The organism is Candidatus Flexifilum breve (assembly GCF_016713355.1).
Genome location: NZ_JADJPI010000039.1, coordinates 183,198 through 195,536 on the forward strand (window position 1 = coordinate 183,198; position 12,339 = coordinate 195,536).

Sequence of the window (12,339 nt, forward strand, 5' to 3'; positions counted from 1 at the left end):
GTTGGCTCCCCCTGAATTCGGGGAGGGGCCGGGGGTGGGGTCAGAATCTGACCTCTTTATCACCCGCTTGCCTCACCCCTACATGTTTCGCGGTACAGGAATCAAAAACGCCTGCGATTATACACAGGCGTTTGGAAATACAGGTGGGGTCGCGATTACATCAGCGTGTTATACGTGCCGTAGCTGAACTTCTGGATGGCCTCGAAAGCGGCATCCTGCACGAGCGTGCTCTCATCCTGCAGCCGATCCGCCAGCGGTTCGACGGCGCGGCGGTCGCCCAGTTCAGCCAGCCCGACAATCGCGGCGCGCCGTACCCATTCGTTGGGGTCGTTCAGCGCGGCGAGCATGGCGTCGAACGCGGACACATCGCCAATGCGACCGAGGGCTTCGACAGCGACTTCGCGCAGCGTATCCCGATAATCGCCCGTCAGGCCGATCAGCGGCTCAATGGCGCGGGCGTCCTTCAGCCAGCCGAGCGCCTCCGCCGACGCGGTTTGCAGGGCTTCACTGGATCCGCCGAGCAAATCAATCAGCATGTGGACACGATCAGTCGCGCCCGCCTTGCCGAGCAGCCGAATCAGGTAGGCATGCTGCGCTTCGTCCATCGTCTGCGTATCGATCGCGTGCAGCACGCGGTCGACCACCGCCTGATCGCCGAACTGCACCAGTTCAAGCAGGCCCATGCGCAGGCGCAGGCCAATATTCAGTTTGAGCAGATCCCACACGCGGCTGTTGAAATCCGCGGTCAGCATGTTGACCATCGGCAGTGCCGCCTGTTCCGCGCGCAGCTTGATCAAGCCGGAGAACGCGGCGTACTGCACCTTCGCATTGGTGTCGGCCAGCAGTCCGATCAACGGATCAGCGGCCCGCCCATCACTGGACGCACCGAGCTTTTGCGCGGCTTCGTAGCGCACCGCGGGGTCGGTATGGCGGACATCAACGATCCATTGTTCGTACATGGTCACAACTCCACTTCACTGGCATTTGAGAGATTCTGGGGAACGTTAACAGTATACGACTCCCATATTAGAAGTCCAGTAACACTCTATCAGAATTCTACTTGAAATCTTCGGAATCGAGCAGAATGGTCGTCGGGCCGCTGTTATGAATTTCGACCTGCATCATTGCGCCGAACACCCCCTGTTCTACCCGCGTGATGCCTTCCGCGCGCAGCCGTTCCGCGAAGTAGTCGACCAGCGGGGAGGCAATATCCGGCGGCGCGGCATCGGTGAAACCGGGGCGGCGACCGCGGCGGGCATCGGCGTAGAGCGTGAACTGCGAGATCACCAGCACGCCGCCGTTTGTCTCCAGCGCGGAGAGGTTCATTTTACCCTGCGCGTCTTCGAAGACACGCAGATGCGCCGTCTTTTTGGCGAGCAGTTCGGCTTCGGCGCGGGTGTCGCCGTGCGTCACGCCGACCAGCGCTACATAGCCGTTGTCCACCGCGCCGACGATCTGCCCGTCCACCGTGACGCTGCCCTGCGAAACCCGCTGCAATACGACGCGCATGGATTGATATCCTCCTACTCGTAGCGCGCAACGCGTCTGTCGTCACCATGGGGAGCTGCGGACCCGTTGGGCGTCCCTACACAGTCACGGTCTTGGGTGTGAGTTTTGCGGTCTGATCTTACGCTTCCGGCGCGCTGACTGTCAACCGCACGGGGAAAAAATGGGTACTGGCAACCAATTCACAGGGATCACGAATATCGACTTTGCGGGGTGACAGCGGTGACGTACAATGGTGATCGAAGTGGAGAGTAAAAAGTTGATGGCTGGAAGCCTTTTCGATAACCGTTACCGATATGACTACATTTACCCGCGCGGCCGCTCCGGGGAGACGCTCCGCGCGGTTGACACGCAGGATGGCGAGCGCCCGGTCGTGATCAAGCGGCCCGCGCCGCAGGACGCGCCGCCGATTCGCTTTGGGCAGGAAGTGAGCATCCTCAACGAACGCAAGGCGCTCACCCGCCTGGCCGGGCATGCGGTGGTGACTGCACTGCTCGGCAGCGGGCAGTTCACGATTGGCGGTATGGCCCACCAATACATTGTGATGGAGCGCGCTCAAGGCGTGATCGTGGCCGATCACGTGCTGGAACTGGCCGGGCGCGGTGAACGCCTGCCCGAACTGGAAATGCTCGTCATCATCGACAGCCTGCTCGACCTGCTGTTCACCGCGCACGCGCATGACATCGTCTACAACGATGTGGATGCCAAGCACCTGTTCTGGGATCGCGACGCTTACCGCCTTAAAGTGATCGACTGGGGGAACGCCGTCTTCCTCGAAGGCGACGACGTGACCGCGCAGGGCATCAGCCGCCAGACCGATGTGTTTCAGGTCGGCGAACTCCTCTACTTCATCCTGACGGGCGGCGGACGGTTGGAATCGCCACGTGACGCGGGCGCCGAGTTCCGCGTGAACTTTGGGCACGACGCCGAGCACATCCATTCGCGCTTGGCGGCCATCATCAGCCGCGCCGCGCACCCAAGTCCGCGCCTGCGCTACGGCTCCATTGCCGAACTGCGCAAAGACCTCGCCGATTATCGTTCCCCGCTGGAACGCGAACGCAACAGCACGCTCGGGCGCGTCAACGAACGTCTGCGCCGCGACCTGAGCAAAGACGAGCTCAACGGCTCGCTGAAGATGCTCGACAACATCTTCGCCATTGATCCGGGCTATCCGCCCGCGCGGACGGCGCGCGAGGAAATCCTCAACCGCCTGAGCGATCTCGAAATCGACGCCGACCTCGACGCGGCGCGCATCTATCTCGAAAGCGGCAGTTGGGCGCGGGCGATCAGCGTGCTCGAAGAACTCGCGCCGCGCGCCCGCAACGAGAACGCCCGGCAGATCGCGCTGCTGCTCGACTGGGCGAAGCTGGCGCAAGAGGCCAATCTGCGCCCCACGCCGCACAGCGTGCTCGACGCGATTACGCTGCTGTTCGAGGGGCATATCGACCGCGCTGCCTACCGTCTGCTCACCGAAAATCAGGCGAACGACACGCTGCGCAATCTGCAATTGCAATTGGCCGAACGCATCTCCGCCCATCTGCCCGATATCCTGCTCCTGCGCCCCAACCTGTATCGTCTGGAAATTGCACTCGGTCAACTGGCGAGTGAAGGTATTCCGGTCGCCGAACCGCGCAGCTTCCTGACCGAGTTATACCGCCAGCTCGACCGCATCTCCGACCCGAACGACGCCAGCCTGATCCGCCTGCGCGACGGCTACAGTGCCGTCGTCGACCAGATCAACCGCCTCGGCGTGTTTCTGGAAAGCGTGCGCGAAGATCACGCGCTGCCGAATACCCGCCTGCCGCTCTCCGCGCTGACGCGCGCGCTCAATGCCAGCATGGCGCTGGCCGACTACATGCATGTGATCGGCAAGCAGGCGACCGGATCACCGCGCGACGCCCTCAGCGCCTTGGATTCCGCGCGCGCCATCGACCCAAGCAATCGCTCATGGGACGCGGTGCGCGGCATGCTCGGCGGGCTGTACGAACTGCTCGGCGTGTTCCAGCAGTACATCCCCAGCGCCGACGCCTCCGATCTCGAAAACTGGCTCAAGCAGACCGAAGCCCAGTTGGAACCGTACGTCGAGCGCCTGTTTGACGAGACGCTCGTCGGCATGGTGGTCGGCTTGCGACTGGCGGGGCAGTCGTGGCAGGCTTACGCCGACGCGGTCATTCAAGGCAACCGCTCCGCTGCGACGATGGCGCTCCAGCAGGCCACTGAATCGATCAGCACGGTCAGTCCGGCGCTCGCGGGTTGGCTCAACCAACTGCGCGCCATCATCAACAACGCCAGCTACATCGAGCGGAACGCGCTTTACGGCGCGCTCGGTCGGGCGCTGGCGGATGGCTGGGAGAACTTTGACCGCGGGCGTTTGCCGGAAGCCGAACGCCTCGGCATCACCGCTTATGAATCCGCGCGCAGCGACGCCGAACGATTCGCCGCCCGCCGCCTGCGTGATCTCTCTGAACTGCTGCGCGACTGGCTGGAACGCAGCGGCGTCGCCAGCCTCAAAGCCACTCAGACGATTCTCACCAAAGTCGAACTGCTGTACACGCCGGATGAGATCGGCGCGCGCGACAACTTCTCCGCGCAAATGCCGACCAAAGAGACGTTCATCAAGGCGATGACCAAGGGCTTGGTCGAAGTGTTCGCGCGCCAGAACACCGCCGCCAACCGTGTGCTGTTCGCCAATTACACCCTGTTCGGCGTGCTGGAAGCCTACGAAGATCACCTCGACGATGCGCGCTTCTGGCGCGATGCCGCCGTCAAGGCGCTCGGCGAATTCGGCGCGCGCCATCCGGCTACCAAAGCACTTGAAGACATGCTCGACCGCCGCCGCGATCTGATCGCCGCCGCCGAACTGCTCAACAGCATCAGCAGCCCGTACGCGCTGCCCGGTCTGGAAGCGTCACGCCGCGCGCTGGAAGAAAATCCGCAGGCGAAGTCGATTGCGCCCGCGGTTTACAGCCTGCGTGAGCTGGAAGCCGCCGCCCGTGACTGGTCAGATGGCGAGTTCCGCGCCGCGGGGATCAAACTGGAAAATGCCATCCGCGCCGTGGACGAAATCGAGACGACCGCGGGCATCACCCTGACCACCTACCGCGCCTTTTTGATGGAACTGCTGCAGGGCGCGGCGGATTTGCATGCCGCCGCCCGCAAAATGGTGAGCACCATCGAACGCCGCCCCGATGAGCCGGTCGATTTCATCCGGCACGCGCATCAGCAAATGGTGGAAAACACGTCACGGCTGCTCGGCGCGTCCTACGCGGCGACGCTGCGCACGTGGGCGGAGACTTACGAATCGTTCCTGTCGGTCTATACCGATCCGGCATCGCGCCGTTCGGCCAAGCTTTCCCGCTTCAACGATCAATTCCGCGCGTTGTTCATCGACCGCCACCCGGCCTATCCGCTGTATCGTCACTGGTACAGCGTGACCGAAGAAGCGCCGGAATTCCCCGCGCCGCCGACCAATGAACCGACGCCGCGCATCGCCGAAGAAGCCGATATCACCGTGCCCGATGAAGACGCGCAGAGTCGCCCACCTCGCGCCCCGCGCACCCCACGGTCGACGGCAACCGTCCCCGACGAGGAGGACGACGAACCGCGACCGCGCCGCCGGGGCCGTGCTGGCCTGATCATCGGCTTGGGCGTCGGGCTGCTGGTAGTGCTGGCGATCATCGTCGCGGCGAATGGCGGCGGGGGGATCACGGCGACGTTCACGCCAACACAGGGAACGCAGGTCGCCATCAACCCATTTGATTTAACCAGTACTTGTGAGGCGCTGACTGGATTAGAGGCGCGGTTCATGGGTGAGACGGAGACTCAACGCGCGGCGCTGGCGAATTCGCAGACCGCCAACGCGCCGCCAACCGAAACGCGCCCGCAGGTCGTCAACACGATTGCGCCGCGCGGCAGCGAAACCGCACTGCCCTCGCGCACGCCGTCGATCACGCCGACGTTCACCGCGAGCAGCACCTTCACGGCGACTTTCACGCTCACCGCGACCAATACGCCCCTGCCGACGAACACGCCGACGCGCACCGCTACCCCAACGCCGACGCTGCCCCCGCAGGGCTTGCAAGGCGAACAGGACGTGCTGCCCATCGCCGCCGAACTCGGCAGCCCGGAATTGTTCACGTTGGGGCAGGATGGCACGTACTATCGCATGGGAACGGGATCGCCGTCGAACAATGAAGTCTACACGCTGGCGCTCCCCGCCGAATTCCTCGACATTCGCTATGGTGGGAACCCCGCCGCGCGCATCAGCAGCGTGCAGGTGACCATCGAACTGGCGACGTGGAATCCGCCGCTGGTGCTGGACGATGACGTGTATTTCGGCGTGGTGCTCATGCCCGCCGACGATGCCGCACGCGCGGTCGGCGTGCAGTTGAACCTCGTGCAGGATGAGGTCTACAACATCGCACGGCGGGTCGGCAATCAGGTGAACGTCAACGCGCAGCGCGGCCTGAACGGCAACACCGCCCGCATCCGCCTCGAACGTGATGGTGATATGGTGGCGCTGTACGTCAACAACGAGCAGATCGGCGAACCGATTCCGCTGGCCGACGACAACGTGATCCCCGCCGTGTACGTCAAAGAAGGCGGCGTGGTCATTTATCTGCGCAGTTGGAGCATTACGCTAAGATAGCCCCAGTTAGGGATAACATCTCTCTGACCCGCCCCCTGTCAGGGGTGGATTCGTAATTGTAGGGACGAGGCATGCCTCGTCCTCGTGTGCTCCTACGATCACCACATGCCGTAAAGCACCTCTTTTGCTTACACAGGTAACCGATCTCTTGCCTAATCCAAAGGAGAAAGCAGGACGAGGCATGAGGGTGTTGAAAAAGGTCAGAGTCCGACCCCACCCCCGGCCCCTCCCCGAATTCGGGGAGGGGAGCCAGCAGCGCTTGCCAAGCCGAATACGTCTTCGTAGGGACGCATTCATTGCGTCCGCTAACGGAAGGCTTTAGGGATGCTTTTTAAACACCCTCATGCCTCGTCCCTACAGGTTCTCGACGAAAAAACCTATGTTCGATGGGGCAGCATGAGGTACCTACCTTGTAGCGCCTCCACCTGATCTACTTAGCGACGGTCGTGTGCGCCTTGTACCACTCAATTGTCTTGGTGAGACCGTCCCGATACGGCGTCGCCTCGACGCCGAACGTGCGCGTGAACTTGCTGCTGTCCACGATGAACGGCTTCTCGAATTCATACATCATCTCGATCATTTCGCGGGCCGGAGGGATGAACAGCCCGCCGATGCGCAGCATCAGCTTGCCCATCGCGCTGAACTTGGGCGGCACTCCCGCGATCTGCGCGGCCAATTCGATGATCTGGCGGGTGCTGAGCGCGGGCGCGTTAGGCACATGCCAAATCTCCCCGACCGCCCGCTCATCCCGACCGAGCAGCGCCAGCGCCTTACCGATATCTTCCATGTACGTGTAGGTGTGCGGCGCATCGGGATCCCCTGCGATCTGCGCCGCCTTGCCCGCCAGCAGCGGCTCGAACACGCGCTCGCCCAGCCCGGAGTCGCGCACACCCGCGCCGTAAAAATCCGAGGCGCGAGCGATGACCGCGCGCACAGCGCCGCGTTCGTGCGCTGCCATCAACTCCTGCGACATCTTCGCGCGCACCTGTCCCTTTTTGGTGTGCGCGTGGTACGGCAGGTCTTCGGTCAGCGGTCGATCCACGTCCCCGTAAGCGTAGACATTCTCCATGGCGACGAACTTGGCGCGGACAGCGGTCGCCGCCTTGAGGATCGCCGTGTGCATGGGCGGGAATTTCTCCGCCCACTGGTGATAGGGCGGATTGACGCAGAAATAGACCACGCTCGCGCCCTCGGCCAACTGCCGCGCCTGCAGCGGATCGGCGGCATCGCCCGCGCAGACTTCCACCCCCGCCGGGACCTGCGCCTTGCCGCTGCGATTGATGACGCGGACGCGCTCGCCCGCCGTGACGAGTTCATGAGCGGTCGCTTGCCCAACCGGGCCAGTTCCAAAAATGACGTGCAGATCAGAGGTTGCCATGTGAGTTGCTCCCTGCGCTCAGGCGCACTTAAGAGACCCCCGGTGCATCCGAGGGAATTCGTGAACGAATGGATTGGTTGTTAGTTCTGGTGCTCGCTGCCCCAATTCCGGGCAGGGGTCAAATTACTCGAAATTCTCCGGCAGCAGGTTCATGTCCTTGAGCATATGCCGCAGCTTGAGGCGGTAGTACGCCTCGACATCGCCGACGGTCGCCGGACTGTGCGCCAAAATGTGCAGCATGATCAGGCCGTACAGACGATGCCACACATCAATGGCGATACTCATGTGCCGGTAGGAGAGCGGCACGCCCTCGGTATGCACCAACGCCTCGAAGTGCGCGCGCATCGCCGGATCGTCGACTTCGTCCTCTGTGGGAACGGTCAGCACGCCTGCCTGATCCGCTTCGAACAGAATGCGGACGAACGGCACAAATGTGCGCTGCACAGCGGGCACCGTCTGGTCGCGTGGCGCGACATAACCGGGGATCGGTGTGCCGTAGATCAGTAGGAAGTCGGTCGGGTGCTCGACCGCCCACATCCGGTAGGCGTGGATCGCCGCGTACATGCGCTCAGCGTAGTGGTCTGGCGGCTGCGCTTGATCGGCGGCTTCGACGGCATCGGCCAGCGCGTTGAACGCGTCGACGATCAGGTCGGTGATCAGCGCGTCGCGGTCGGGGTAGTAGCGGTAGAGCGCCGGAGCGGTGATATCTAACTCGCGCGCAATCGCCCGCAGGGAGATCGACGCACTGCCCACCTCACGCATTTGCGATCGCGCCACCTCTTTGATGCGGTTGACGATCGCGACGCGCTTGCCGTCGTCGTCCGAGTCAACTTTGATTCGCGCCATCCGCTTACACCCTTAGTAAACACTGTATACTTTAAGTTTACGGCGTTTACTTTGATTGTCAAGCAGCAATTTTCGCAGGTGTTTGAAATCAGGATTAGCAGGGACAGCAACAGCGGCGGACGCGCAGTAGCGCGTCCCTACGAAGACCAACTTGGGGTGGCAAACGATGCTGTCTCCCCTCCCTGAATTCGGAGGCGTGGGGTCGGGGTGGGGTCAGCAGCGCCGGGGATTTACGCGGAGGTCACCTGATGCATCTGGATCAAATTCCCGCAGGTATCGTCGAACACGGCGACAATCGTCATGCCCATGTTCGTCGGCTCAATCGAGAACTGCACGCCCAAACGCTTGAGGCGCTCGTACTCCGCGTAGACGTCGTCCACCTCAAAGGTCGTGAAGGGGATGCCATCTCGCACCAGGTCTTCCTTGAGCGCCTTCATCGCGGGGTACTCCCCGTTCGGCTCCAGCAGCAGTTCGACGCCGTCCGGCGCATCCGGTGACACGACCGTCAGCCACTTCGCCTCGCCTAACGGGATATCGCGCTTCTTGATGAAGCCGAGTACCTCGGTGTAGAACTTGAGCGCCTTGTCCTGATCGACAACGGGCAGACTCGTCACTGTAATTCTCATGTGGATTTCCCTCTCCTCAACAGTTCGGTCGCTTTGGCACAGCCGAGTTCGCGAAACTCCCCCGGACTGATCCCGAAGTGCTTTTTGAAAGCTTTGGCAAAGGCCGCGTGCGAGTCGTAGCCCGCCGCCAACGCCACTTCGGTGATGTCTACCGCGCCCATGCGCAGCTTGCGCCCCGCGCGTTCCATCCGCACGCGCCGAACATAAGCCGGGGCGCTTTCGCCGGTGCAGCCCTGAAAAACGCGGTGAAAATGCGGGATCGAAAAGCCCGCGACTTCCGCCAGGACTTCACGGCTCAGCGCCTCGTCAAGATGCTCGTGGATATAGCGTTCGACGGCGCGGATTTGTTCGTGGTAGACGTTTACCATAGCGTCATCTTACTGCTGTAGAACGGGCGTTCAGTAGTCCAAATGTATCAAGTTCGCGGGCGATCACCGGTTCAGCCACGCGAGCGCCGCCGCGCCTACCGCCGTCACTTCGATTTGTGACCAGCCGAATCTGAGCTTTTCGAGCATGGGTGGATACACGCGCGTGGCCAGCGTCGTGCGCGCCCGCGTCAGCAGGCGGTCGCCGAGCACTTTGCCCATACCCCCGCCGATCAGAATCAACGCCGGATTGAACATCGCTACCGACCACGCCATGACCGTGCCGAGCGCATCGCCCGCCTCAGCAACCACCAGCCGCGCCAGCGGATCGCCAAGCTTATCGGCGGCCACAACCGCCGCCGTTGAGAGTGAGGAGCGGTGCAGGGGACTCTCCGGGAATGCAGCCAGATGTTCGCGCGCGCCTTCCAGCACGCCTTTGCCGGAGATGTACATTTCCGCACAGCCGCGTGTGCCGCAGCCGCACACCCGCCCATTCGGATCAATCGAGATATGCCCGACTTCCATCGCCATGCCCTGCGCGCCGCTGATCAGCTTGCCGCCGGACATCGCACCGCCGCCGAGCCCTGTGCCCACGGCGAGATACACAAAATCGCTGACACCCTGCGCCGCCCCGAACAGGTATTCGCCGAGCGCGGCGACATTGACATCGTTTTGCACCTGTACCGGGATATCAAATTTGAGGCCAGCGCGCACCCCCGCCGCCAGCGGCACATCCGTCCAGTTGAGGTTCACGGCGTTGAGGATGACGCCGTACTCGACATCAATCGCGCCGGGGGAGCCGATGCCCACGCCGACAACATGCCCGCTGACGAAACCGGAGGTCGCCTCAATGCCCTGCACAATCCGGTCGATGACCGCATCCGCGCCTTCCTGCGCCAGCGTCGGCAGCGTGTAGTCGGCCAGCACCTGCCCCTGCCGATCCACCGCCGCAAAGGCAATTTTCGTCCCACCCAAATCCACGCCGATGACAATGTCCTGACTCATTTGCGCAGCATTCCTCGATAAATACTCGGCGTTGAATCGGGAATTTCAATCGCGCCCACGGTCTGTTTGTACCAGTCAATCGGGCCAGCCGCGCCGATGATCGCATAGGCGTAGCCCGCCGCATACATATCATGCAGGCACACGAGCAGCAGCGCCTTGCCAATGCCCTTGCCGCGCTGCGCTTCGTCAACGCCCGTCGGGCCAAAATAGGCTTTGTACGAGGCATCCCAGCACGCGAACCCGACCAGCCGATTCTCGAAGGTCGCCAACCAGCACGAGACCGGGCTGCGGTTGAAGGCGACGTCCGTTTCGCTGGCCCAATGCGGTCCAAAGGTCGCGCCAACCCACTGGGTGACGATGTGCTTTTCCGGGGCAATCCCCCGGCGAATATCAACATTGTGTTCACGCACCCGCGCGAGATCCGGGCTGGCATCGGGCAGCGCATACAGCCTGACCAGTAAGTCTGTCATGCAAGTTCATCCTGTATCCAATTGTTAAGCCGCTGACTCTAGCGCGAAGGTGGGGTTTGAGCAATCAACCGCATCAACGGCGCGCCAACATCCGGTGACACCGCCATCCAGCATCAACCATTACAGAGTTTGTATCAAGCAGCATTTCGCGGTATGCTTATAGTCGGGAGTTCGTCCCCACATAGATTGCCCAAGATTACCTTCAGGATCAGATGAGTACACTTTCTGACAATATCCAGCGGATACAGGAAGAACTGCGCTTACATGATCGGGCGATGGCGTCATCAAGCTGCGGCATCACGATTGCCGACGCGCTCGATTCCGAGATGCCCCTGATTTACGTCAACGAAGCGTTCGAAGCCATCACGGGCTACCCCGTACCCGAGGTGGTCGGGCGCAACTGCCGCTTTCTGCAGCGCGACGACCGTGACCAACCGGGGCTCTATACCCTGCGCGCCGCGCTCCGGCAGGGCGAAAACTGCACGATCACGTTACGCAACTACAAGAAAGATGGCAGCCTGTTCTGGAACGAGCTGTTCACCTCGCCCATCTTCGACTCCGCCGGCAATCTGACGCATTTCGTCGGCATTCAGACCAATATCACCACGCGCAAAACCGCCGAAGAGCAGTTGGTGCAGCGCACCACCGAGCTGGAAACCACGCTGCGCGCACTACGCTCCACGCAAGCCATGCTTGTGCATTCCGAGAAGATGAACGCGCTCGGTCAGATGGTGGCGGGTGTCGCGCACGAGATCAACAATCCGATCTCGTTCGTCAACAGCAACCTGCACAGCCTGCGCCGTTCGCTCGATGACCTGTTCAGCGCGTATGGCAAGCTCGAAACGCTCATCCGCGCCGCCTCCCTGCCGGAGATGCTGGCCGCGGCGGAAGTCATTCGCAAAGACGGCGATCTCGACTTTTTGCAGGATGACACAGGCGATCTGCTCACCGCGTCGATGGAGGGGCTGGGGCGCGTCCGCCGCATTGTCGAAGCGCTGCGGACTTTCAGCCGCCTTGACGAGGCCGAACTCAAGGTGGTCAATCTGGCCGAAAACATCGAGAGCACGCTGTTGATCGCGCGGCTGGAGCTGCAAAACCGCATCGACGTTGAGACGCACCTCGACCATCTGCCCGCCATCAAGTGCTACCCGGCGGAGCTGAATCAGGTGTTCCTCAACCTGATCGTCAACGCGGCGCAGGCCATTCAGGGGCGCGGCAAGCTGACGATCAGCGGGGAAGACGAGCCGGAGCACATTGTGCTTAAATTCAGCGATACCGGGGTAGGCATGCCGCCAGAAGTTATGGCGCATTTGTTCGAGCCGTTCTTCACGACCAAACCCGTCGGTTCGGGCACCGGGCTGGGGCTGACTATCGCCTACAAAATCGTCGTTGACCGCCATAAAGGGACGATCAGCGCGGAATCAACCCCGGGGCTGGGCACGACGTTCACGCTGCGCCTGCCCAAAGATGTCGAAGCGTAATTTATCTGCTAAAG

Annotated in this window: 10 protein-coding genes; 2 read left to right on the forward strand and 8 right to left on the reverse strand. The window is 62.1% G+C overall.

Going from position 1 to position 12,339, the window contains the following annotated elements:
- Positions 1-155: 155 nt before the first annotated feature.
- Positions 156-959: a HEAT repeat domain-containing protein gene (locus IPK17_RS37235; protein ID WP_343422811.1), complete on the reverse strand. Its 804-nt coding sequence runs from the start codon at positions 957-959 to the stop codon at positions 156-158.
- A gap of 97 nt (positions 960-1,056) precedes the next feature.
- Positions 1,057-1,509, reverse strand: coding sequence for a D-aminoacyl-tRNA deacylase (gene dtd / locus IPK17_RS37240; protein WP_343422812.1), 453 nt, complete (start codon positions 1,507-1,509; stop codon positions 1,057-1,059).
- A 259-nt stretch (positions 1,510-1,768) separates the two neighbouring features.
- Here dtd and IPK17_RS37245 point away from each other — a divergent pair, with 259 nt between their 5' ends.
- Positions 1,769-6,154 carry a serine/threonine-protein kinase gene (locus IPK17_RS37245; protein WP_343422813.1) on the forward strand — a complete coding sequence of 1,462 codons (4,386 nt, stop codon included), beginning with the start codon at positions 1,769-1,771 and terminating at the stop codon, positions 6,152-6,154.
- A gap of 430 nt (positions 6,155-6,584) precedes the next feature.
- On the opposite strand, the gene IPK17_RS37250 is transcribed toward IPK17_RS37245, so the two are convergent.
- The 6 genes from IPK17_RS37250 to IPK17_RS37275 form a co-directional block, all read right to left on the reverse strand.
- Positions 6,585-7,532, reverse strand: coding sequence for an NAD-dependent epimerase/dehydratase family protein (locus IPK17_RS37250; RefSeq protein WP_343422814.1), 948 nt, complete (start codon positions 7,530-7,532; stop codon positions 6,585-6,587).
- Positions 7,533-7,655: 123 nt separating this feature from the next.
- On the reverse strand, positions 7,656-8,378 hold the full coding sequence (locus IPK17_RS37255; protein WP_343422815.1) for a TetR/AcrR family transcriptional regulator: 723 nt from the start codon (positions 8,376-8,378) through the stop codon (positions 7,656-7,658).
- A gap of 230 nt (positions 8,379-8,608) precedes the next feature.
- On the reverse strand, positions 8,609-9,004 hold the full coding sequence (locus tag IPK17_RS37260) for a VOC family protein (protein ID WP_343422816.1): 396 nt from the start codon (positions 9,002-9,004) through the stop codon (positions 8,609-8,611).
- Complete coding sequence (locus IPK17_RS37265) at positions 9,001-9,372, reverse strand: helix-turn-helix domain-containing protein (protein ID WP_343422817.1); 372 nt, start codon at positions 9,370-9,372, stop codon at positions 9,001-9,003. Before IPK17_RS37265 ends, IPK17_RS37260 begins: the two co-directional genes overlap by 4 nt.
- Positions 9,373-9,435: 63 nt before the next feature.
- Entirely contained in the window at positions 9,436-10,374 is a 939-nt protein-coding gene (locus tag IPK17_RS37270) for an ROK family protein (protein ID WP_343422818.1), read from the reverse strand.
- Positions 10,371-10,844, reverse strand: coding sequence for a GNAT family N-acetyltransferase (locus IPK17_RS37275; protein WP_343422819.1), 474 nt, complete (start codon positions 10,842-10,844; stop codon positions 10,371-10,373). The genes IPK17_RS37270 and IPK17_RS37275 overlap by 4 nt, the downstream gene beginning before the upstream one ends.
- Positions 10,845-11,056: 212 nt before the next feature.
- Between IPK17_RS37275 and IPK17_RS37280 the strand changes: the two genes are divergently transcribed.
- The gene (locus IPK17_RS37280) at positions 11,057-12,325 is read left to right on the forward strand and encodes a PAS domain-containing sensor histidine kinase (protein WP_343422820.1); all 1,269 of its coding nucleotides are present in this window, start codon (positions 11,057-11,059) and stop codon (positions 12,323-12,325) included.
- Positions 12,326-12,339 lie beyond the last annotated feature (14 nt).

Excerpts from the sequence above, each read along its gene's own strand:
- IPK17_RS37270 (WP_343422818.1), bottom strand. The coding sequence starts at position 10,374 with ATGAGTCAGGACATTGTCATCGGCGTGGATTTGGGTGGGACGAAAATT.
- IPK17_RS37280 (WP_343422820.1), top strand. The coding sequence starts at position 11,057 with ATGAGTACACTTTCTGACAATATCCAGCGGATACAGGAAGAACTGCGC.
- IPK17_RS37275 (WP_343422819.1), bottom strand. The coding sequence starts at position 10,844 with ATGACAGACTTACTGGTCAGGCTGTATGCGCTGCCCGATGCCAGCCCG.
- IPK17_RS37260 (WP_343422816.1), bottom strand. The coding sequence starts at position 9,004 with ATGAGAATTACAGTGACGAGTCTGCCCGTTGTCGATCAGGACAAGGCG.
- IPK17_RS37235 (WP_343422811.1), bottom strand. The coding sequence starts at position 959 with ATGTACGAACAATGGATCGTTGATGTCCGCCATACCGACCCCGCGGTG.
- IPK17_RS37255 (WP_343422815.1), bottom strand. The coding sequence starts at position 8,378 with ATGGCGCGAATCAAAGTTGACTCGGACGACGACGGCAAGCGCGTCGCG.
- IPK17_RS37250 (WP_343422814.1), bottom strand. The coding sequence starts at position 7,532 with ATGGCAACCTCTGATCTGCACGTCATTTTTGGAACTGGCCCGGTTGGG.
- dtd (WP_343422812.1), bottom strand. The coding sequence starts at position 1,509 with ATGCGCGTCGTATTGCAGCGGGTTTCGCAGGGCAGCGTCACGGTGGAC.
- IPK17_RS37245 (WP_343422813.1), top strand. The coding sequence starts at position 1,769 with ATGGCTGGAAGCCTTTTCGATAACCGTTACCGATATGACTACATTTAC.
- IPK17_RS37265 (WP_343422817.1), bottom strand. The coding sequence starts at position 9,372 with ATGGTAAACGTCTACCACGAACAAATCCGCGCCGTCGAACGCTATATC.